This window comes from Sphingomonas sp. Leaf10 (assembly GCF_001421245.1).
GTDB lineage: Bacteria > Pseudomonadota > Alphaproteobacteria > Sphingomonadales > Sphingomonadaceae > Sphingomonas.
The window spans coordinates 706438-727202 of sequence record NZ_LMKE01000001.1 but is presented as its reverse complement, the minus strand read 5'-3'; the positions used below and the strand labels follow the sequence as shown (position 1 = coordinate 727202).

General features: G+C 66.8%; 18 protein-coding genes. 7 read left to right on the top strand and 11 right to left on the bottom strand.

Annotation, left to right across the window (positions count from 1 at the left end):
- Positions 1 to 177 precede the first annotated feature (177 nt).
- Genes rodA through ASE59_RS03370 form a run of 5 tightly spaced genes read right to left on the bottom strand, consistent with a single transcriptional unit; the run spans position 178 to position 5798 of the window.
- The gene (gene rodA, locus ASE59_RS03390; protein WP_056451924.1) at positions 178 to 1314 is read right to left on the bottom strand and encodes a rod shape-determining protein RodA; all 1137 of its coding nucleotides are present in this window, start codon (positions 1312 to 1314) and stop codon (positions 178 to 180) included.
- On the bottom strand, positions 1311 to 3347 hold the full coding sequence (gene mrdA / locus ASE59_RS03385) for a penicillin-binding protein 2 (RefSeq protein ID WP_056451922.1): 2037 nt from the start codon (positions 3345 to 3347) through the stop codon (positions 1311 to 1313). Before mrdA ends, rodA begins: the two co-directional genes overlap by 4 nt.
- On the bottom strand, positions 3344 to 3844 hold the full coding sequence (mreD, locus tag ASE59_RS03380; RefSeq protein ID WP_056451920.1) for a rod shape-determining protein MreD: 501 nt from the start codon (positions 3842 to 3844) through the stop codon (positions 3344 to 3346). The genes mrdA and mreD overlap by 4 nt, the downstream gene beginning before the upstream one ends.
- Entirely contained in the window at positions 3841 to 4740 is a 900-nt protein-coding gene (gene mreC / locus ASE59_RS03375; protein ID WP_056451918.1) for a rod shape-determining protein MreC, read from the bottom strand. The genes mreD and mreC overlap by 4 nt, the downstream gene beginning before the upstream one ends.
- 17 nt (positions 4741 to 4757) lie before the next feature.
- A complete protein-coding gene (locus ASE59_RS03370) occupies positions 4758 to 5798 on the bottom strand; it encodes a rod shape-determining protein (protein WP_056451917.1) in 1041 nt (346 codons plus the stop codon).
- A 140-nt stretch (positions 5799 to 5938) separates the two neighbouring features.
- Here ASE59_RS03370 and mutL point away from each other — a divergent pair, with 140 nt between their 5' ends.
- From mutL to ASE59_RS03340, 6 genes are all read left to right on the top strand, one after another.
- Positions 5939 to 7714: a DNA mismatch repair endonuclease MutL gene (gene mutL, locus ASE59_RS03365; protein ID WP_056451915.1), complete on the top strand. Its 1776-nt coding sequence runs from the start codon at positions 5939 to 5941 to the stop codon at positions 7712 to 7714.
- 10 nt (positions 7715 to 7724) lie between these two features.
- Positions 7725 to 9893 (top strand): xanthine dehydrogenase family protein molybdopterin-binding subunit, encoded by a 2169-nt coding sequence (locus tag ASE59_RS03360; RefSeq protein ID WP_056451913.1) that lies wholly within the window; start codon positions 7725 to 7727, stop codon positions 9891 to 9893.
- Between the two features lie 103 nt (positions 9894 to 9996).
- A complete protein-coding gene (locus tag ASE59_RS03355; RefSeq protein WP_056451912.1) occupies positions 9997 to 10395 on the top strand; it encodes a hypothetical protein in 399 nt (132 codons plus the stop codon).
- A 56-nt stretch (positions 10396 to 10451) separates the two neighbouring features.
- Entirely contained in the window at positions 10452 to 12647 is a 2196-nt protein-coding gene (locus tag ASE59_RS03350) for a TonB-dependent receptor (RefSeq protein WP_235515624.1), read from the top strand.
- 2 nt (positions 12648 to 12649) lie between these two features.
- The gene (locus ASE59_RS03345) at positions 12650 to 13765 is read left to right on the top strand and encodes a PepSY-associated TM helix domain-containing protein (RefSeq protein WP_056451910.1); all 1116 of its coding nucleotides are present in this window, start codon (positions 12650 to 12652) and stop codon (positions 13763 to 13765) included.
- Positions 13766 to 13951: 186 nt separating this feature from the next.
- Positions 13952 to 14665, top strand: coding sequence for a hypothetical protein (locus ASE59_RS03340; protein WP_056451908.1), 714 nt, complete (start codon positions 13952 to 13954; stop codon positions 14663 to 14665).
- Between the two features lie 40 nt (positions 14666 to 14705).
- On the opposite strand, the gene ASE59_RS20180 is transcribed toward ASE59_RS03340, so the two are convergent.
- Genes ASE59_RS20180 through ASE59_RS03320 form a run of 5 tightly spaced genes read right to left on the bottom strand, consistent with a single transcriptional unit; the run spans position 14706 to position 19629 of the window.
- Positions 14706 to 14855 (bottom strand): hypothetical protein, encoded by a 150-nt coding sequence (locus ASE59_RS20180; protein WP_200913146.1) that lies wholly within the window; start codon positions 14853 to 14855, stop codon positions 14706 to 14708.
- A gap of 11 nt (positions 14856 to 14866) precedes the next feature.
- On the bottom strand, positions 14867 to 15703 hold the full coding sequence (locus ASE59_RS03335) for a DUF4336 domain-containing protein (protein ID WP_200913145.1): 837 nt from the start codon (positions 15701 to 15703) through the stop codon (positions 14867 to 14869).
- 31 nt (positions 15704 to 15734) lie between these two features.
- Complete coding sequence (locus tag ASE59_RS03330; RefSeq protein ID WP_056451906.1) at positions 15735 to 17333, bottom strand: sensor histidine kinase; 1599 nt, start codon at positions 17331 to 17333, stop codon at positions 15735 to 15737.
- Positions 17330 to 18055 carry a response regulator transcription factor gene (locus ASE59_RS03325; RefSeq protein ID WP_235515623.1) on the bottom strand — a complete coding sequence of 242 codons (726 nt, stop codon included), beginning with the start codon at positions 18053 to 18055 and terminating at the stop codon, positions 17330 to 17332. Before ASE59_RS03325 ends, ASE59_RS03330 begins: the two co-directional genes overlap by 4 nt.
- A complete protein-coding gene (locus ASE59_RS03320; protein ID WP_056451902.1) occupies positions 18052 to 19629 on the bottom strand; it encodes a DUF4173 domain-containing protein in 1578 nt (525 codons plus the stop codon). Before ASE59_RS03320 ends, ASE59_RS03325 begins: the two co-directional genes overlap by 4 nt.
- Before the next feature lie 147 nt (positions 19630 to 19776).
- Between ASE59_RS03320 and ASE59_RS03315 the strand changes: the two genes are divergently transcribed.
- Positions 19777 to 20337 carry a YkgJ family cysteine cluster protein gene (locus tag ASE59_RS03315; RefSeq protein ID WP_056451901.1) on the top strand — a complete coding sequence of 187 codons (561 nt, stop codon included), beginning with the start codon at positions 19777 to 19779 and terminating at the stop codon, positions 20335 to 20337.
- Positions 20338 to 20351: 14 nt separating this feature from the next.
- On the opposite strand, the gene ASE59_RS03310 is transcribed toward ASE59_RS03315, so the two are convergent.
- Positions 20352 to 20765 (bottom strand): NIPSNAP family protein (locus tag ASE59_RS03310; RefSeq protein ID WP_200913144.1); only part of this gene is annotated, 414 nt, incomplete at its 5' end.

Here is a 20765-nt window from a genome sequence, read left to right as displayed (position 1 = left end):
TGGGCTCGAACCAAGGACCCGCTGATTAAGAGTCAGCTGCTCTACCAACTGAGCTATGCGTCCGTCGCCTGCGCGATGGGGCGGATCGGTTTGGGGCCGTTCCGCCGTTGGAGCGGCGCCTTTAGCGAACCTTCGCGGCTAAGCAAACCCTATTTTTCATATGCGCAAAAATAACCGTCAGAACCGCACCCGCTCGCGGTTCTCACGGTCGATCGCCATCAGGATGCCGATACAACCGAGCACGGTCATCTGCGCCGATCCACCATAGCTGACCAGCGGCAACGGGATGCCGACGACGGGCGCCAGTCCCATCACCATCATGAGGTTGATGGCGACGTAGAAGAAGATGGTCGTCGCAAGCCCACCCGCGACCAGTTTCGAGAACCGCCCTTCCGCCCGCACGCCGACGCCCACCCCCCAGCGGACCAGCAGGATGAATGCGGTGATCAGCAGCACGCCGCCGACCAGCCCCCATTCCTCTGCCATCGTCGCGAAGACGAAATCGGTATGCCCTTCGGGCAGATAGTCGAGATGACTCTGCGTGCCGTTCAAAAACCCCTTGCCGAAGATTCCGCCCGATCCGATCGCGATCTTCGACTGGCTGATATGATAGCCGGTGCCGAGCGGATCGCTTTCGGGGTCGAGGAAGATCAGTACGCGGTTGCGCTGATAATCGTGCAGCAGGAAATTGAACGCGAGCGGCGCGGCGATCGCCACCGCCAGCGCGCCGCCGACGAACAATCGGATCGGCAGTCCGGCGAGGAACATGACGGTCAGCCCACCGGCGGTAATCATCAGTGCGGTACCCAGATCGGGTTGCAGCATCACCAGCACCACCGGCACGCCCAGCATCGACGCCGCTGGCCAGACCGCGCCGAACCGACGTATCTCGCCCGCCGGCAACAGTTCGTAGAAGCGGGCCAGTGCCAGCACGATCGCCGGTTTCATGAATTCGGACGGCTGGACGCGGATAAAGCCCAGGTCGAGCCATCGCTGCGATCCGCCGCGCACCGCGCCGGCCAGTTCGACCAGGATCAGCATGATCGTGATGATCGCATAAGCCGGCAGCGCCAGATCGCGCCAGAAATTCAGCCGGATACGCGAAATGCCGATGGCGGCGAGCAGGAAGATCGCGAAGGCGAGGCCCTGCCGCGACGCCCATGGCTGAAGACTGCCGCCCGCTGCCGAAAACAGCACGACCAGCCCGAATCCGCCGATCGCCAGCAGCAGGAACAGCACCCGCCACGGCAATTGCGCGAGCGGGGCGGGGACGAACCCCAATCCGTGCGAGGTGGTCTGGTTGATGCGTTTCATTCGGTGCGTCGGGTTTCGTTCGACTGGGCGACGGCGGGGTCGGGTTCGATCTGGTTGGCGACGGCGGAATCGACGACGTTGGTCGTCGCGCCCTCGACATCCGCAGGCGTCGCGGGGACGCTCAGCACCGGCGCCTGTTGCGCGGCCTGGAAGCTGCGCCACTGTGTCGCCATGCGGGCGTTGATGTCGCCGCCCCATTCGCGTTCGAGCGGTTCGAGTCGCGCCATCGCCTTGTCGCGGTCGAACAGCCACGACAATATGTCGCTGGCGATCGGCGCGGCGGTATAGATATGCCCCGAATGTTCGAGCACCACCGATACCGCGTAGCGCGGCGCGTTGGCGGGCGCATAGCCGATGAACAGCGAATGGTCGCGCATCTTGAACGGTAACGCGCCATCGCCCAGTACGCCGGTGCGGCGTTCGGCCATCGTGATGCGGCGAACCTGCGCGGTGCCGGTTTTCCCTGCCAGTTCGATACCGGGCAGACCCTGAAACCGCGAACGCCCGCCGGTACCGCCGCCGTTGATGACCGCCCATGTCGCCTTATGCACCGTGTCCAGCATGTCCTGATCGATGTTCATCGAGGGTGCCGGGCGGTGCGGCGTGTCGAGCAGCAGCCGCGGCACGACCCGTCGCCCTTGGGCGATACGGGCAGCCATCACCGCCAGTTGCAGCGGGTTGGTCAGCACATAGCCTTGACCGATCGACGCGTTGACCGAATCCGCAACGGTCCATTTCTGCTTGTATTTGCGCAGCTTCCACGCGCTATCCGGTACCGTGCCGTAGCGTTGCGACTGGAAGGGAAGTTCATACTCCTGTCCCAGCCCCATTGCGCGGGCGACGGGGGCGAAGCGATCATAGCCCAGTTCGCGTGCCATGGTGTAGAAGTAGATATCGCAGCTTTGCGCTACGGCACCGACCATATCGAGCGGGCCATGGCCGCCGCGCTTGTGGCAGTGAAAGCGGCCAGTGCCGACTTGCAGCACCCCGGTGCAGTTGACGCGACGATGCGGATCGATGCCGGCCTGAAGGATCGCGAGCGCATGCATCGGCTTCACCGTCGATCCCGGCGGGTACAGGCCCTGCAGCGTCTTGTTCATCAACGGAATATGGTCGTCGTCCGACAGCATCTTCCATTCCAGCCGGCCGATGCCGTCCGAAAAGCTGTTGGGGTCGTAGGCCGGCATCGACACCATCGCCAGCACGTCGCCGGTCACCGCATCCATCACCACCGCCGACCCTGAATTGGGGCCGAGCCGCCGCGCCGCATATTCCTGAAGCCCGAGATCGATCGTCAGCCGGACGTTCTTGCCCTGCTTGTCGGGACGTGTTTCCAGTTCGCGCACGATCTGCCCGCGCGCGGTCACCTCGACCCGCTTGGCACCCGCTGCGCCGCGCAGATCGGATTCCAGCGTCTTTTCAAGCCCATCCTTGCCGAGCTTGAACCCCGGAGTCACCATCAGCGGATCGCGCGTCTCTTTGAACTGCTCGGCGGTGGCGGCACCGACATAGCCGGTCAGATGCGCGACGGCGGCCCCGGGCGGGTAGCTGCGCGAAAAGCCGCGCGTCGGCTGCACGCCCGGCAGTTCGGGCAGGCGGACGCTGACCGCGGCGAAGCGTTCCCAGTCGAGATTCTCGGCGACCTGCACCGGCGTGAAATTGCCCGCGCGCTTCAGGTCGGTCTGGATGCGCGCCATATCCTCGGCGGTCAGCGCCAGCAATTGCTGCAACTCGCCCAGCACCCGCACGCCATCCTCCATCCGGTCGGGGATCAGGTCGACGCGGAAATCGGTGCGGTTGTTGGCGATCGGCGCACCATGTCGATCGATGATCCAGCCGCGCCGCGGGGGGATCATGGTCAGGTTGACGCGGTTGCTTTCGGCTAGGAGGTTATAGCGCTCGTTCTCGGCGACCGACAGCCAAGCCATCCGCGCCGCCAGCACCACGCCGACCGCCGCCTGCGCGCCGCCCAGCACCATCGCCCGCCGGGAAAAGCTGAACGCCTGTGCGGCTTCGGTGACGATCCTGCTCATTCATCCTCACGGCCCGCAAGCGCCGTACATAGCCGGGTGGCCAGCGGAAACAACGCCACCGATACAACGATTTGCAGCAGCAACGCAGTGTCGACATGCGCCGACAGCCGCGTCGCGAACACCCGTCCTGCCGACAGCGTAAAGGCGATCGCCCCGCCCGCCAGCAGCCAGTCCTGCCAGAAATCGCGCGTCACCAGTCGCGTGTCGACCAGATCGAGCATCAGCGAGCATATTTGCCACAACAGGACCGCGCTGCCCAGCGGTTGCCCGCTGACCAGATCGTCGAACAGGCCAAGCGGTGCTGCGGCCCAGACGGGCAGCGCGCCCGGTCGGAACAGCCGCCAGCCGAGAAACATCAACAGGCCGAAGGGCGGGAGAAAAGGTACCGATGCCACGACCGGTATCAGGGTCAGCAGCGATCCGGCGAGAATGCTGAAAACCGCCTTGCGTGTCAGGACGCGATCGTTGCGATCGTCGTCAGGCCCCAGCAGCTTCATTCGGCGGCCGGCTTGGGGCTGGGCGTGGGGGTAGGGGTCGGGCGCGGTACCGGCGGTTGCAGGAATGCGCGCTCGACCAGTGCGAAGTCGAGCGCGTCCGGTTCGGCAAAGACCCGCGCCGGCGCCACGTCGCGCTGGCTGCGCGACACGCGCGCGACCGGAATGCCCGGCGGGTAGATGCCGCCGGTCCCCGACGTTACGAAGACGTCGCCAGCCAGCAGTGGCGCGTTGACGACACCGGCCGTGCGGACCTCGACCTGACCGTTGCCCAGGCCGGCGACGATCGCCGACAGCCCGTCGCGGGTGCGGCGGACCGGCACGATGCTTTCGGGATCTAGGATCAGGAGAACGCTGGCGGTGTTCGGGCTGGTTTCGACGATACGACCGATCAGCCCGTCCGGCCCTCGCACCGGCTGCCCGCGCAACACCCCTTGCGATGAACCGGCGTTGATCGTGGCATAGCGCCGCGTGCTGCTCGGCGAACTGTTCACCAGCCGGGCGTTGGCGACCGGGGATGCCGAGCGTTCGCGCAGGTTGAGCAACACCCGCAGCCGAGCATTCTCCCGCTTCAGCGACCGTGCCTGCAACAGGTAACGGCCGACCTCGGCCTGCTGCTTGCGCAGCCGGCGGTTCTCGTCGACCGCACCGAAATAATCGCCGACCCCGCGTGGCACCGACGATACCCCGTCCCATACCCAATCGAGGCCGGCGGAGACCGGGGTCGTCGCCTCGCGCACCGCACCGCGGAATACGGCGAAAGCGCGCGGATCGATGATCGAAATCAGGAGCAGGATGGCACCGACCAACGCGCCGCTCGCCGCCAGCACATAGCCGGCGAACACCGTATATTGCGCCCGCCGCGAAAAGCCCGGCCGGTGGTTGCGTGGCGGCGCCATGCCCCCAAACCCCTCTGTCAGACGGCGAGCAGGACGCCCTTGTAGATCGGATCCTCCAGCGCACGGCCGGTGCCAAGCGCGACGCAGGTGAGCGGATCCTCGGCGACCGTCACGGGCAGGCCGGTCTCGTCGCGCAGCACTTCGTCAATGCCCTGCAACAATGCGCCGCCACCGGTCAGTACGATGCCCTGATCGACAATATCGGCGGCCAGTTCGGGCGCGGTGTTTTCCAGCGCGATGCGCACGCCCTCCACGATCGCGGCTACGGGCTCGGACAGTGCTTCGGCGATCTGGCCTTGGTTAATCTGGATTTCCTTGGGCACGCCGTTCACCAGGTCGCGGCCCTTGATGTAGATGAGCGTGCCGATGCCGTCCGCCGGCGGCTTCGCGGTACCGACTTCCTGCTTGATCCGCTCGGCGGTGGCTTCACCGATCAGCAGATTGTGGTTGCGGCGGACATAGCTGACGATCGCTTCGTCCATCTTGTCACCGCCGACGCGGACCGAGGTCGAATAGGCGAGACCGCGCAGCGACAGCACCGCGACTTCGGTCGTGCCGCCGCCGATATCGACGACCATCGACCCGATGGGTTCGGTCACCGGCATATCGGCACCGATCGCGGCCGCCATCGGTTCCTCGATTAGCCACACCTGCGACGCACCGGCGTTCGACGCGGCATCGCGGATCGCGCGGCGTTCGACGCTGGTCGAACCCGACGGCACGCAGATCACGATCTGCGGCCAGCGGATGAAGCGACGCTGGCCATGCACCTTTTGAATGAAGTGCTTGATCATCTGTTCGGCGACATCGATGTCGGCGATCACACCGTCGCGAAGCGGGCGAATCGCCTCGATCGAACCCGGCGTCTTGCCCATCATCAGCTTGGCATCGTCGCCGACCGCCTTGACCCGCTTGACCCCGTTCAACGTTTCGACCGCCACCACCGACGGTTCGTTCAGCACGACACCGCGACCGCGCAGATACACCACCGTGTTGGCGGTGCCGAGGTCGATCGCCATATCATGCGACATGAACTTGAAGAAACGCGAGAAGGCCATCGATACTTCCGTCCTTGTCCGCGTGTCCCGACGCGGCGGTTCGCAGCTTGTACCTCGACCCGCCCGATCGGCTTTCCGATCGGCTGCCAAATGGCGGTTGCGGGTCGCGGGATGGCGCCGCTTGGGCTAGAGCGACCCCCATGTCAATACGCCGTCTCCCCGAGCATCTCGTCAACCGCATCGCCGCCGGGGAAGTGGTGGAACGCCCCGCTTCCGCGCTGAAAGAACTGGTCGAGAACGCGATCGACGCGGGCGCCACCCGTATACTGGTCCGGCTGGCCGCCGGCGGCATCGACTTGATCGAGGTTAGCGACGATGGTTGCGGCATGGCGCCGGCCGATATGGCGCTCGCGCTAGAACGCCATGCCACCTCCAAGCTGCCCGACGACCGGATCGAGGCGGTCACGACGCTGGGATTCCGGGGCGAGGCGCTGCCCTCCATTGCCAGCGTCGCACGCCTGTCGATTGAAAGCCGCCCGGCCGGCGCGGAGGGCTGGCTGCGCACCGTCGACAATGGCGAGGTGGTCGAGGATAAGCCGGCCGCCGTTCCGCCCGGGACCCGCATCCGGGTCGAGGAGCTGTTCGCGCGCGTTCCCGCACGGCGCAAGTTCCTGCGCTCGGCCCGCTCCGAATTTGCCGCCTGCGTCGATCAGGTGCGGCGGCTGGCGATGGCGCGGCCCGACATTGCCTTCACCCTCGAACATGACGGGCGGCGGGTACTGGGCGTCCAGGCCGGCGAGTCGCGGCCAGAACGCGTCGCAGCGCTGACCGACCGCGCGCTGGCCGCCAATTCAGTCGGGCTGGATTGGGAGCGGGAGGGGATGCGCCTCGGCGGCGTGGCCGGGCTTCCGACCTTTCATCGCGGGATCGCCGATCACCAATATCTGTTCGTCAACGGCCGCCCGGTAAAGGACCGGTTGCTGTCGGGGGCAGTGCGCGGCGCCTATGCCGAGATGCTGGCGCGCGACCGGCATGCGGTGGTCGCATTGTTCCTCGACGTCGACCCCGATCTGATCGACGTGAACGTCCATCCGGCCAAGACCGAGGTTCGCTTCCGCGACCCTGCGGCTGCGCGCGGACTGATCGTCGGCGGTTTGCGCCGTGCGCTCGACGAAGCCGGGTTTCGTGTGGTGCAGCGGCCGGCCGAGGAAGCAATGGCGGCGTGGACGTCGGAGCCGATCGCACCCGCCGCACCGTCCGCGCTGCCGCTACCCCCGCTGGCGGAAACGACCACGTCGTCCGGCTTTGCCTTTCACGAACGTCGCCCGACCTTTTTTGCCCCACCGCCGCAGGCGCGGGCCGAGGTCGCGGTCGAACCGCCGCCCGCCTCGACGCAATTCCCGCTCGGCGCGGCGCGCGGGCAGGTCGCGCGCACCTATATCGTTGCCGAGGCCGAGGACGGGCTGGTGCTGGTCGACCAGCATGCCGCGCATGAACGACTGGTGCTGGAACGGATGCGCGCCGCATTGGCCAAGGGCGGCGTCGCGCGACAGGCGCTGCTGATCCCCGAAGTGGTCGAGCTGGATGAGGTCGCCTGCGACGCACTGGAGGACAAGGCGGAGGAACTGGCCGAATTCGGACTGGAACTCGAACGCTTCGGCCCGCGCGCGATGCTGGTGCGTGCCGTCCCGGCGGTACTGGGGCAGGGGGATGTCATCGGCCTCGTCACCGATATCGCCGATGAAATCCGTGCGCACGACGCGGCGCTGTCGCTCAAGGAACGCATCGACCATGTCGCCGCGACCATGGCCTGCCACGGATCGGTCCGTGCCGGCCGCATTTTGTCGGTGGTCGAGATGAACGCGCTGTTGCGCGAGATGGAAGTCACGCCACATTCGGGCCAATGCAACCATGGCCGCCCGACCTGGATCAAGCTGGCCCATGGCGATATCGAAAAGCTGTTCGGCCGGAAATAGGAATTACGTCATGAAGTTCACGGAAGCCGCCGGCGCCAACCCGACCGATGCGATGCGGATATTGGGTCGCCCGACCGACAGGATCGAAGGGCCGATGAAGGTTACCGGTCGCGCGACCTATGCCGCCGAATTCGTCGTGCCGGACATGGTCTACGGCATGATCGTCACGACGACGATCGCCAGCGGACGGATTGTCGCGATCGATACCGAACAAGCGCTGGCTGCGCCGGGTGTGCTGGCGGTCATAACCCATGAAAATGCCGGGGCGCTGGCGCTAGGCGACGATCACAAGCTGCCGATGCTCGCTGGTCCGCAGGTCGATCAGTTCGGACAGACGGCCGCACTGGTCGTCGCTGACAGTTTCGAAGCGGCGCGTGCCGCCGCCGGGCTGGTGCGGATCGACTATGCCGCCGACGACGGCGTCTTCGATCTGGCGGACGCGAAGGATGGTGCCGAGCGCAATTCCTCGCACGTCCATGGCGATTTCGACCAAGCCTTTGCCGATGCGCCGGTACAGGTCGACGCGACCTACACCACCCCCGATCACGCCCATGCGATGATGGAGCCGCATGCATCGATCGCGTCGTGGGATGGCGACGAACTGACGCTGCGGACCGCGAACCAGATGGTCGACTGGGCGGCGCGCGACATGGCGAAGGTGCTCGGCATGCCGAAGGAGAAGGTGCGGATCGTCGCCCATCATATCGGGGGTGGGTTCGGCGGCAAGCTGTGGGTCCGCGCCGATGCGGTGCTGGCGGCGGTCGCGGCGCGACAGGTCGGACGCCCAGTCAAGGTCGTTCTGACCCGGCCGCAGGTCTTCAACAACACGCCGCACCGGTCGGCGACGATCCAGCGGCTGCGGCTGGGGGCGACGCGCGAGGGGCGGCTGACCGCGATCGGCCACGAAAGCTGGTCAGGCGACGTCGCGGGCGGCAGTCCCGAAGGGGCGGGGGCGCAGACGCGCCAGCTCTATGCCGCGCCCCATCGCCGCGTCGACGAATGGCTGGCAACGCTGAATCTGCCTGAATCCAACGCGATGCGTGCACCCGGCGAAGCGGTCGGTATGATGGCGATCGAGGCGGCGATGGATGAGCTGGCCGAACGGCTCGGCATCGATCCGGTCGAATTGCGCATCCTGAACGATACGCAGGTCGATCCGGAAAAGCCCGAGCGGCGCTTCTCGCACCGCGACCTGATCGGCTGTCTACGCGAAGGGGCGGAGCGTTTCGGCTGGAGCGCGCGGGTCGCGACGCCGGGTATGCGGCGCGACGGGCGCTGGCTGGTCGGCATGGGCATGGCAGCGGCCTATCGCGGCAATATCGTGCTGAAATCGGCGGCGCGCGTGGAGGTGAGTGGCGATGGCCGGGTAACCGTCACGACCGACATGACCGACATCGGCACCGGCAGCTACACGATCCTTGCCCAGACCGCTGCGGAAATGCTGGGAGTCGACCTCGACCAGGTGACCGTTCGCTTGGGCGAATCCACCTTCCCGATCTCGGCCGGGTCGGGCGGACAGTTCGGCGCGAACAGTTCGACGGCGGGCGTCTATGCCGCCTGTGTCGGCCTGCGCGACAGGATCGCCGAAGCTGCCGGCTTCGAACCCGCCACAGCCCGCTTTGCCGATAGCCGCATATGGTCGGGCAACAAGTCGGTGGCGCTGGGTGATGCGGTTGGCGGACGAGGCATCGAGGTCGAGGACCGGATCGAATTCGGCAACCTGACCCGCAAGTTCGTCCAGGCGACGTTCGGCGCGCATTTCGTCGAGGTCGGCGTCGATGCCGATACCGCCGAAATCCGGGTACGGCGGATGCTGGGTGTGTTCGGGGCCGGGCGCATTCTCAACCCCAAATCGGCGCGCAGCCAGATACTGGGCGCGATGACGATGGGCGTCGGTGCGGCATTGACCGAGGAACTGGTGATCGACCCACGCCTCGGCGGGTTCATTAACCACGACATGGCGGAATATCACGTGCCGACCCATGCCGATATTCCGCATCAGGAGGTCGTGTTCCTCGACGAAGCGGACCCGCTGTCGTCGCCGATGAAGGCGAAGGGGGTCGGCGAACTGGGTATTTGCGGGGTCGGCGCGGCGGTGGCCAATGCGATCTACAATGCGTGCGGCGTGCGCGTGCGCGACTATCCGATCGCCGTCGATAAGCTGCTTGCCGGCATGTAGATTCTACCGACCGTTTATCCGGATAACCTGCGTCAGTGATAATGCCCGACTGGGGCGGAATGTCCGGGTGACACGGCAGGCGTAGCGCGATAGGCCCGGCCGGGTGCGGATCGTTCGGCATCTTCTGGCGCAACGCCGTCTTGCCGTGCTGCTGTGCGCGGCGGCGTTGCTGCTCAAGCTGATCGTGCCGACCGGCTATATGCTGAGCGTCGACCATGGCCGCGTCGCGATCATGGTCTGCCCCGGCACGGTGCCAGCGCAGCCGGTGATGCACCATGGCGACATGGCCGGGCATCATGCTCCGGCTGACAAGGGCAAGGGGGAGATGCCCTGCGCCTTTGCCGGATTGTCGGCGGCGGCGCTGGGGGCGATCGATCCGATCCTGCTCGTCACACTGGTCGCCTTCGTGCTCGCCACCGGATGGCGGGCGGTCGTGCAGCCCCTCCCGGCGCGACCCGCCTATCTGCGACCGCCCCTGCGCGGACCACCTCGCTTCGTCTGACCCGTCGTTGCGCGCCACCATCGGCGCGTTCCTGCTGTCAGCCGGAGCCTCTTGTCATGTATCCCATCCGCTTGTGGTGCGGCGCTGCGGCGTCGTGCCTGTTCCTGCCCCTGTCCGCCATGGCGCAGGTCCGCGACGCCGGCGACGCGACAATCGTCGTCACCGGGCAGCGCGATCCCCTGAACCTCGATACCCCGACGCAGGCCGCCGGTCGCCTGAACCTGTCGGTGCGGGAGACGCCGGCTAGCATCGAAATCCTGACGCAGGACGATCTGCAACGACGCGGCCTGCGCACCGCGCGCGAAACCTTTGCGGCGGTCGTCGGGGCGGTGTCGGGCAACGTGCCCGGCAATCCGGCAGTCGTCAGCCTGCGCGGTTTTTCGGGCAATGCCGTGTCGATCCTGCAGGATGGGGTCCGCGTGTCGACCTCGACCGTCGTGCAGCGCGACACCAACAACTGGCATTACGACCGGGTCGAGGTGCTGAAAGGTCCGGCGTCGGTCATGTTCGGCGAAGGTGCGCTGGCGGGCGTGGTCAACAAGGTCACGCGCAAGCCGGTTCCGGACGAACGCCGGCTGGACACGCTGGTGTCGATCGGCAGCTTCGACACGGTGTTCGCGGCGGCGGGGGTGAATTTGCCGGTCGATGCCACGCTCGCCGTTCGCGCCGATGCCAGCTATCAACGTTCCGACAGCCTGTACGACGTCGACGACAATGCGACCTTTTCAGCGGGGCTGACCGCGAGCGCGCTGTGGCGGCCGAACGATCGCCTGTCGCTGCTGATCGCCCTCGATCATTTCGAGGATCGCTACGACGCGACCTATCAGGGACTGCCGCTGATCCCCGGCCAATTCGCGCTGCGTCCCACCGACGCGGTCGTCACCGCCGATGGGTTGGTTGCCGATCGCGCGCTGCGGCGACGCAACTATAATCCGGCCGGCGCCGGGTCCGGGGCCGGCGAGACGACGATACGCAGCCGGTTCGACTGGCGGATCGGCGATGGCTGGATCGCCGCGCTGGACCTGACCGCTTATGCCGCCGACCGCAGCTTCCTGCTCGCCGACGCGCAGAGCTTCGTCGCGCCGAGTACGGCGTTCCCGAACGGCGGTTTCCGCCAGACCTATCAGGATTTTCGCCACGACCACCGGTTCTGGAACGCGCGCGGCGTGATCGGCCATGACGGGGGCATCGCCGGCCATCGCAACCGGTTCGGCATCGGCGTCGAACGGAACGCCACCGACTTCGTCAGCCTGCGCCGGCAGACGGCGGCCGGTGCGCTTGCCGCCGTCGATGTCCGCAATCCGGTCCGCCCGATCCTGCCGCGCGACCTGCGCTTCGCCAGCGACGTCACCTTCGACTCGCGCCTCCATCAGACGTCGCTGTTCGCCGAAGACGCGTTGAACCTGACCCCAACCTGGTTGGTGCTCGGCGGCGTGCGTTGGGACCATATCGATCTCGACCGTACGACCGTCCAGAATGCGACCGGCGCGCGCGATCGCAACCGCCCGCGCTTCGACCCCGTATCGTGGCGGATCGGATCGACATGGGACGTTGTCTCCGGCGTCACCCTCTATGGCCAGTTCACGACGGCGGTGTCGCCGGTGTCGTCGATCCTGCTCGCGTCGATCGCCAACAGCCGGTTCCGGTTGACCAGCGGCGATGCCTATGAGGTCGGTGTAAAGGCCGGCGCATGGGGTGGCCGCGCCGCACTGACCGCTGCCGTCTATCGCATCGGACAGCGCGATATCCTGACCCGCGATCCGGCGAACCCGGCGCTGATCGTACAGGGCGGGCGGCAGTCCTCGCGAGGCGGGGAAGTGTCGCTCGTGCTGGTGCCGGTCAAGGCGTTCACCCTGTCCGGCGGGGTGTCGTACACCGATGCCCGCTATGACGAATTGTCCGAACTAATCGCCGGCGTGGCGGTCGATCGACGCGGCAACCGCCCGATCAATGTGCCCGCGACGACGCTCAACGCCGCCGCCGGCTATACCATCGCCGACCGGTTGACGATCGGTGCATCGGTCCGGCATGCGGGCAACTTCTATACCGACACCGCCAATACCATCCGCGTTGCCGGCCATTACGTCTTCGACGCGAGCCTATCGCTGCCGGTCACCGACCGAGCGACGCTCTGGTTGCGCGGGCGCAATCTCGCCAACGCCTTTTATGGCGAATATTCGGGCTATCCGACCACCAACGTCTATATCGGCGCGCCGCGATCGTTCGAAGCCGCGCTGGCGGCGCGGTTCTGATCGTGACCGGCAGTTTGTCGCAAGCCCGGCTTTTCGTGCGCCGTGTCCATCTGTGGCTCGGGCTGTGGCTCGGGTTGTTGTTCGCGCTGCTGGGGCTGACCGGATCGGCATTGGTGTTCTACACCGCGATCGACGCCGCGCTGCGTCCGTCGATCGGGGTCGAGGGGGATGCTCCGGCCATCGACCTTCGTTCGGACGCCTGGGACCAGGCGCTCGCGACCGGACGGGCATGGCGCAGCGATCCGGCCGGCAAATGGACGCTGGAGGTAACCGGGGAAAGCGGGCCGATTCCGGCGCGCTACTATCCGGCACCGGGGCACCACGCCGACCGCATGATGCTGTGGTTCTCCCCCGATGGCCGGCGAATCCTGCGCGCCGAGCCATGGGGCGGCTATCTGATGAGCTGGCTCTACCAGTTGCACATGCAGTTGCTGGCGGGGGATATCGGCATGGCGTTGGTCGGCTGGTCAGGGGTTGGCATACTCATGCTGCTCATCAGCGGGATCGTCGCGTGGTGGCCGCGCGGCAGCTGGCGCAAGGCGCTGGCGTTCAAGCGTCAGGCAGCGCCGATCCGCCGGCTGCGCGACCTGCACAAGCTGGGCGGGCTGTGGAGCGCGGGGCTGTTGCTGATCCTGACCGGAACCGGCGTGCTGCTCGCGCTGCCCGACGTCACCGCCGCGCTCCTTGCGCCGAAGCCGATACCATCGCCGCGATCGGCGGGACCGGCGAATACATCGGTAGTGGCGGCGTTCGCCACCGCGCGGCGGGTCTTTCCAGACGGGCGGATCGTGTTCGTCGACGTGCCGAACCGCGCAGCCCAGCCGATCCGTGTCCGCCTGCAGCTACCCGGTGATCCGCATCCGCGTTTTCCGGGCAGCTATGTCTTTATCGACCAACACCAAGGCCGGGTGCTGGCGGTGCACGACGTCCGCCACAGCGGCAGGGGCAGCGCAATCGTCGCGTGGGTCCGGACGCTGCACGACGGGACGGTCGGCGGCATCGCGACGCGCCTCCTCGCGGTGCTGGTCGGGCTGATGCCGACCGCCCTGTTCGTAACCGGGTTTCTGCATTGGCGGACCCGACGTGCTCGCGCCGCCCGGGACTGCGGCAACGGATAGCGAGCAACTCTTCTTCACTTTAAACCGGGGATGCAATAACCTTAACATTTCGACAATATTGCAGCCGATCGCAAAAATATTGTTTGGTTGGAACCGCTTGGTTGCAACAGGGTTTCCGCTGCGAACGTTCGGCCTGCCAGACGGGATCACCGGGGCATGGCCGGGCGGCATTCGTAAGGGGGAATCATGCCGAACAACAACTCGCTCATCACTACCGCTGCGTCGACCGTCCTGGTGTCGAACGGCACCAACGATGTCATCCTCGGTCACGACATCGCCACCGCCTATATCGTCAGCAACGGCAATGTCGGCGACGACACGATCCTGACGTTCCGCAAGAACGACTCGCTCATCAACTATCGCTCAATGGGCGACAGCGTCGATGCGGGTGAGAACGGCGTGATCGCCGTCGACGGTCCCGATGGCGGCGACCAGTTGTCGCTGGTCGGGGCGGATGGCGGGGTCGTCAACCTGCGCTATCTGGGGTCGAAGGACGGCGGCCATGCCTATGCCGACGCATCGGTCCGGCTGGAAGGATTCACCGAGGGCAAGGTCAGCAACGACAAGTTCGATGCATCGTCGGGCAGCTTCACCTTCTTCTACGACAATGCGCTGGGCCTGAACCTCGGCTTCGACACGATCAACGGCTTCGGCGCCGACGATCGCATCGTCACGACGCGCCAGATCTTCGACAGTGACGACAACGCCACCATCGGTTTCGGCAGCAACAACGTGCTCGACCTGTCGGGCGAGGGTGGTCCGAAGGCAAGCGACGGGTTCCGCCATCCCGGTGGGCAGATCGACCTGAACGGCGTCGGCCACAACATGCTGTCGATCGACTTCCTGGGTCAGGAAACGGTCAACGGCGTGACTTATTACCATTACGGCATCGACGGCTGATCCCGGCGTCCGGCAGGGGTTCGCCCCCTGCCGGAACCGTTCAAGTCAGCGACGACCGGCGCGGGGAATCATCCTCCGCGTCGGTTTTTGGCTGATCGCGGTCGAGCGTATCGCTCGGCTTGCGCGCATCGCCCTTGCGCTGATGCTCGGTCGACAGATTGGCATCGCCCGCCGGTTCTTCAGGTCGCATTGTTTCTCTCCTCAAACGGACTGATCGCCCTCGACAAGCCAGTCGAACGCACGGGCCAGCCGGGCGGCGCCATCGGTTTCGAAGATCGTACCATGCGCGAAAATGACGCGTTCGGGCCGAAGCGCGATCATCGCCCGTACCGCCGCCTTTGCCGCATCGCCGCCCAGCCGAACCGGTATCCGCAGATAGCGCGCCGTCGTCCCCCGCGTCGCCGCCGCGGCCTGCATCAGCCATCGCTCGACCGGCGGCAATTTGTCCGGTTCGAGGTTTTCGATCAGGTCGACCAGGATCAGCGTTCGGCTCGGCCGGTGCAGGAACCACATCTCGCTGAACCCCGCCGCGCCGGTGATGACACCCTGTTGCAACGCGTCGGCCCATTCGGCCGGTGCCGTATCGTCCAGTTCGCGATCGATGCGCAGCCCCGAAGCGCGGACCTGTGCCCGATCCGACAGTCCCGGCGCCGCCCACATCGTCGTCGCCGGATAGGCACGCTGCCAGTCGGCGACGAACGTCCAGTGTGCGACGTTGGGCGCGATCAGATGGCGGATCGTACCCAGTTCGGCGACCGCCGCCGCCAGTTCGGGGCTGTAGCGGGTTGGTGAATGCAGGATCAACTCGCCATTGCCCAGCCGGACGATCGTCATCCGGACCGGCAATCGCAGTCCCATCGCGTTAATCGGACCGCTGTCGACGACCCAGACATCGTCGGCGATCGGCTTGGGCCGGTCGAGCGGCGGATAGGCCGGATCGGGGTCGGCGTCGTCGGCACTGCGCAGCAATGTCCACAGGCCGAGCGCGGCGACGCTCGCGCCGCCCGCCATGATGATCGCCTTGGTCCGGTCGCGCATGTGATGCCCCGTATGTCTTGATTTCAACGACTTACGGTTGGCGTGCTATCCGGTTCCCTGCATCGGCAGGATCGATCGGCAGGGTGAGGGTGAAACGAGACCCTTGTATCGCCTCCGCCAAGGTCAACGTTCCGCCATACGCCTCGACCAGCGACCGCGCGATCGGCAGGCCCAGTCCGGTGCCGCCCGTCTCGCGCTTGGTGGTGAAGAACGCCTCGAAGACGCGGTCGCGATCCGCCGGCGCGATGCCACGGCCGTCATCGGCCAGATCGATGACGACATGGCCGTCCTCCACGCCTGCGGAAACGGTCACGACCGACGCGCCAGCCTGCCGCGCATTGTCGACTAGCGTCGTCAGCACCGCCTCCAGCGTCCGCGCATCGATGGTGAGGCGCGGCAGCATATCGGGCAGTAGGGGCCGCACCGCAAAACCCTCGCCTGCCAGACCATCGGCCAGCACCGGCGGCAGCGCCGCGCCCGCCGTCGCGCCCGGCCGGTGCAGGTCGGCCTTGGCCAGCTCCATCAGTCGCCGGACCAGCCGCGACAGGCGTTCGGCATCGACCGCAATATTGCGCAGGAACTGGCGGCGATCGGCCGGGGTCATGTCCGCCTCATGATCCTGCAACAGCTCGATCGCGCCGCTGATCCCGGCCAGCGGCGTCTTGAACTCATGGCTGACCGACGATGCGAAATCGCGCAGGTAGCGCGAGCGTTTGTCGATGCTGTCGGCCATCACCGCAAAGTCGCGGAACAGGTCGCGGATCTCGACGACCTGGAGCGAGGGCAGGTCGGTCGCCGCCGGTCGCCCCGATGCCAGCGCTCGCGTCGCCCGGCTCAACCGCTCGATCGGCCGCACGATCGCACGCGACAGCGTCGCGGTCAGCACGATCAGCGCACCGAAGATCAGCACGATGCCGAGGGTGATCTTGCCGCGATCCTCATACATCCCCTTGAACAGCGGCCGCGGCGAACGCGACACCAGCAGAACGCCCCGCACCCGCCCGCCGACCACGATCGGCCGGGCATGGTGCAGCCGCAGGTTCGACGCCCGGCTCAGCCATTCAAAGGCGTAGCGCGAGACATAGCTGCCATTTTCGCGCAGCACCGTCGCTGGTTGCCCGGCCAGTGCCGACCGGATCTCGGGCAAAGCGCGGAGCGAACCTCCTGCCTCGCCGCCGTTCAGCAGGGTCCCGTCGGCATCGAGCATCAGGATCGATGACAAGGTCGTCCGCTGTGTTTCCGCGATCGCCGGCAGCAGGCGACGCGCGGTCGCGACTGCATCGGGTTGTGGCCGGATCGGCGTGGCGCGGGCGGCGGGGCGGGGCGGCAGGATCGGCGAGGCGCGCAGGTCGACCTCGCTCTGCGGATCATAGGGACCGGGCGGTGCGATGACGCCGAGCGGCGCCGGTCGCGCGGTTTGCCACAGCACGGCCGCGCTCGCTGCGAGTGCCGCGCTTTGGGCAATTAGTTCACCCTCGGTCCGGCGGACCAGCGCATTTTCGTACACGCGCAGGAATAGCGCGCCGAACCCGGGTAGCGCCGCGACCAGCAGCAGCGTGCTGAACAGGATCGTGCGCAGCCGCAGCACCGGCCAGTGCCGCGCAATCGCCGCCTTCGCCCGCGCGATCATGTCGCGGCGACCGGCTCCCGGCAGCCGCCCAGCCGATAGCCGACCCCGGCGCGCGTCTCGATCAGGTCGGCACAGCCCGCCTCGGCAAATTTGCGGCGCAGGTTGCGGACATGGCTGTCGATCGTGCGGTCGGTGATCGCGAAGCCCGGACCGTGCAGCCGGTCGATGATCTGGTCGCGCGAAAAGATGCGCGACGGCATCGACGCCAACGTGCGCAGGATCGTGAATTCGGTCACGGTCAGCGCGATCTCCTGCCCCATCCAGTGCGCGGCCCAGCCCTCGCCATCAATGCTCAGCCCGCCATAGCGAAAGCTCGCCACCGTCTCCGCGCGCGGCGGATGCGCGGCGGCGCGGCGCAGGATCGCCATCGAGCGCGCCACGACCTCGCGCGGGGAAAAGGGTTTCACGACATAGTCGTCGCCGCCCAGTTCGATGCCCAGCACCCGGTCGATCTCGTCATCGCGCGACGAAAGGAACAGGATCGGCAGGTCGCCGACCGCGCGCAACCGGCGACACACCTCCAGCCCGTCCATGCGCGGCATGTTAATGTCGAGCACGATCAGGTCGGGGGGATCGCGCGTCACGCTGGCCAGCGCCTCCTCGCCATCGCCCGCCTCACGCGTGGTCAGCCCCGCCTTGCTAAAGGCGAAGACCAGCAACTGGCGGATGTGCGGATCGTCGTCGACGATCAGGATCGAACGCGGCATGGGACACAGGATCATGGCCGCGCCTTCACTGTCAATGTGGAGGTGACCAGTGCAGCGGGGGCAGGGCGCGGTTTCAGGCGACCGTCGCACCTGCGGTCGACACCGGGCATCGGCAGGTTCGCGGGCAGATCGGGAAACGCCGCCCGTGCCGCTGCCAGCCGCTGCTCGCCCAGCCCGGTCCATCCGCCATTGCCCAACCGATGGTCGAGCGCGAACAGCACCGAGCTGCGGACATAGCGGACCCGGTCGCGCAGCGCCGGATCGATGTCGCGGCGCTGCTCCAGTTCGATCAGCGCGGGCAGGGCGGAGTCGCCCAGCATGTGCAGATAGCAGAGGTCGAGCGCCGCACCGCGTCCGCCGACGTCGCCGGCATAGCGCGCATTCCACGACGCGACGAACGCGGCGCTGTCGGTGAGCGCGAAGCCGCTGAGCACCAGCCCGGCAGCGGCGAGATTGGCGTTGATGAGCCAGCCGGCGCTCCGCCCCTTCAGCAGCCGCCACAGGATGAACGCCAGCCCGCATCCTACCAGCGCCATCCATGCCAGCGCCGCCAGCCGTAGCCCGGTCAGCGAATAGGCCTCGATATAATCGACCGTGCGGACGATCGACGAGGCGACGAGGATCAGGTTCTGTGCGATCCACAGCCCGACCAGCCGCTGGATCGCGGGGATCGCGGCGGTCCGCGACCCCGGCCGCAGCGTTACAAGCACGAACAGCGCGGCGAGCAGTGCGGTCGCGATCAGCGGATAGGCACCGCGATGCGCATAGTCGGCCAGCGTGATCCCGGCCGGCATCGGCACCCATCCGCTCAGATAGGCGATATCCATTGCATTCTGCACCGCGAACAACAGGTTGAACGCTATCAGCGACCGGCGCACTGACGCGATCGTCACGCCGGGCAGGGCCAAATCGCCGCTGCCGTCGAACGTTCCGACGATGGGCTGGATCGGGCGCGGGTGCAGTAGGCTCCACGCCGCGATCAGCACCGTGATCCAGATCAGGATGCGGACGACGTCCACCTCCCACACACCCGGTCCGGTCAGTCGGTCGATCCATTGTGCCAGCACCGGATTGGCGGCGACGAACAGCAGCAGGATGATACCGCTGCCGATGACGGGCAGGGCGATGCCGTGCAGACTGTCCGACAGGCTGAACCGGCGCCCGAACCGCGCACGCCGCGCCCGGCGCCAGCGGACCAGGTCGATCAGCGGTGCGACGATCGATCGCAGGGCATGGGCGAACAGCCGCTGGAACCAGCGCCAGCCATCGTCGAACGTGCCGGTCGCGGGCAGCAGCACCATCACCCCCGCCGCGATCCAGTAGAGCGTCCATGGCAACGGCCCCGGATCGCGCACCATCTGCATCGCGAAGACGAACGCGGCGACGCCCGCGACCCATGCCCGCCGGTCGCGCCAGATCGCCGGGCGACAGGCGATGGCGAGTAGCAGCAGCGCCGCCAGCGCGAACCCGGTCTGCCCACCATAGGCCCCCTGTTGATAGAACAGGAGGTCGCCGGCCGTCACCGCAGCGATGGCGGCGACGACGCTCCAGACGAAGCGGCGGCGTTTGCAGGCGTTGACGAATTGCATGGGCGTCTCCGGTTGATCCGGGACGGGCATGCACCGCCGCGCCTGCAGGCCATGCGGTCGCCATCGTGCGGATATCGGCTTCGCTCGGTGCAGATTTCGTGCAGGGCGGCGGTTGCCTTTTGGGTTGCGGCTCGGCAACCGGGGGCGATGCACGACGCCGCCAATCTCGAAACGAACATGCTCGGCCCGGTGCTGGCCGATCGGTCGTGCGGCGATTGCACCGCCTGCTGCACCGTGTTGCAGGTCGCCTCGCCCGACTTCGCCAAGCCCGCCGGGGTGCCGTGCGCGCACCTGACCGCGAACGGCTGCGGCATCCATGCGGTCCGCCCGCATATCTGCCGCACCTGGTTCTGCGTGTGGCGGCGCCAGGCGGACCTGCCCGATGCGGCGCGACCCGATCGTTCGGGACTGTTGGTTTCGATGAATTTCGTGCCGAAACCGCAAAATTGTTTCGAAGGGGTGTCGATCAACGTCCGTCTGCTGGCGGGCAGCGACGCGATCGAAAACGGCATGGCCGCGCGGGTTCTGGACGTATTGTGCGAATATCTGATCCCCGTCTGGTTCAGTGACGGTGATAAGAAGATGCTGATGCACCCCACCCCCGACATCGCCCGACCGGTGCTGTCGGGTGCGCCGGCCCCGGCGGAGTTGCAGGACGAAGTCGCGGCGTGGCGCGAACAATATGGGATGTTCGTGCCCGGCCGGTAACAGGACGCCCGGCGTCAGATTTGCGAGTAGCGCGTCGGGCTGAGTATCATATTGTCGATGCCGATCACGGTTTCCGCCAGCCCGGGAATGGCGATCAGTCGCTGCCATGCCGGGTCCGCGCCGAACGCCTTCCAGCTGCGATCGCGGGTGGCGAGATCGGGAAAGGTCAGCATGTAGGTCAGGCTCGGCAGCCGCTGCCCGGTCAGGTCCTGGGCGAAGAAGACCGGGGTCAGGCCGGTTCGACGGAAAATCTCGATCTCGCCGCCGCCTTCGAACATGCCGATCTTCGTCGCGCCCGCCTGTTCGCTATGGCTGTGATAGGTACGCAGTTCGAAGATCCGGCTGCCCTTCGTCGTCGGCACCTCGACGCGCGGGAACTGGCCGAAGGCGCGCATCAGCTTCACGTCGAGCGCGACATAGGGCGGATC

Coding starts and splice junctions, on each gene's coding strand:
- ASE59_RS03315 (WP_056451901.1), top strand. CDS start 19,777: ATGCACGACGCCGCCAATCTCGAAACGAACATGCTCGGCCCGGTGCTG.
- mutL (WP_056451915.1), top strand. CDS start 5,939: ATGTCAATACGCCGTCTCCCCGAGCATCTCGTCAACCGCATCGCCGCC.
- ASE59_RS20180 (WP_200913146.1), bottom strand. CDS start 14,855: ATGCGACCTGAAGAACCGGCGGGCGATGCCAATCTGTCGACCGAGCAT.
- rodA (WP_056451924.1), bottom strand. CDS start 1,314: ATGAAACGCATCAACCAGACCACCTCGCACGGATTGGGGTTCGTCCCC.
- ASE59_RS03330 (WP_056451906.1), bottom strand. CDS start 17,333: ATGATCGCGCGGGCGAAGGCGGCGATTGCGCGGCACTGGCCGGTGCTG.
- ASE59_RS03340 (WP_056451908.1), top strand. CDS start 13,952: ATGCCGAACAACAACTCGCTCATCACTACCGCTGCGTCGACCGTCCTG.
- ASE59_RS03335 (WP_200913145.1), bottom strand. CDS start 15,703: ATGCGCGACCGGACCAAGGCGATCATCATGGCGGGCGGCGCGAGCGTC.
- ASE59_RS03370 (WP_056451917.1), bottom strand. CDS start 5,798: ATGGCCTTCTCGCGTTTCTTCAAGTTCATGTCGCATGATATGGCGATC.
- mreC (WP_056451918.1), bottom strand. CDS start 4,740: ATGGCGCCGCCACGCAACCACCGGCCGGGCTTTTCGCGGCGGGCGCAA.
- mreD (WP_056451920.1), bottom strand. CDS start 3,844: ATGAAGCTGCTGGGGCCTGACGACGATCGCAACGATCGCGTCCTGACA.
- ASE59_RS03320 (WP_056451902.1), bottom strand. CDS start 19,629: ATGCAATTCGTCAACGCCTGCAAACGCCGCCGCTTCGTCTGGAGCGTC.
- mrdA (WP_056451922.1), bottom strand. CDS start 3,347: ATGAGCAGGATCGTCACCGAAGCCGCACAGGCGTTCAGCTTTTCCCGG.
- ASE59_RS03360 (WP_056451913.1), top strand. CDS start 7,725: ATGAAGTTCACGGAAGCCGCCGGCGCCAACCCGACCGATGCGATGCGG.
- ASE59_RS03350 (WP_235515624.1), top strand. CDS start 10,452: ATGTATCCCATCCGCTTGTGGTGCGGCGCTGCGGCGTCGTGCCTGTTC.
- ASE59_RS03325 (WP_235515623.1), bottom strand. CDS start 18,055: ATGATCCTGTGTCCCATGCCGCGTTCGATCCTGATCGTCGACGACGAT.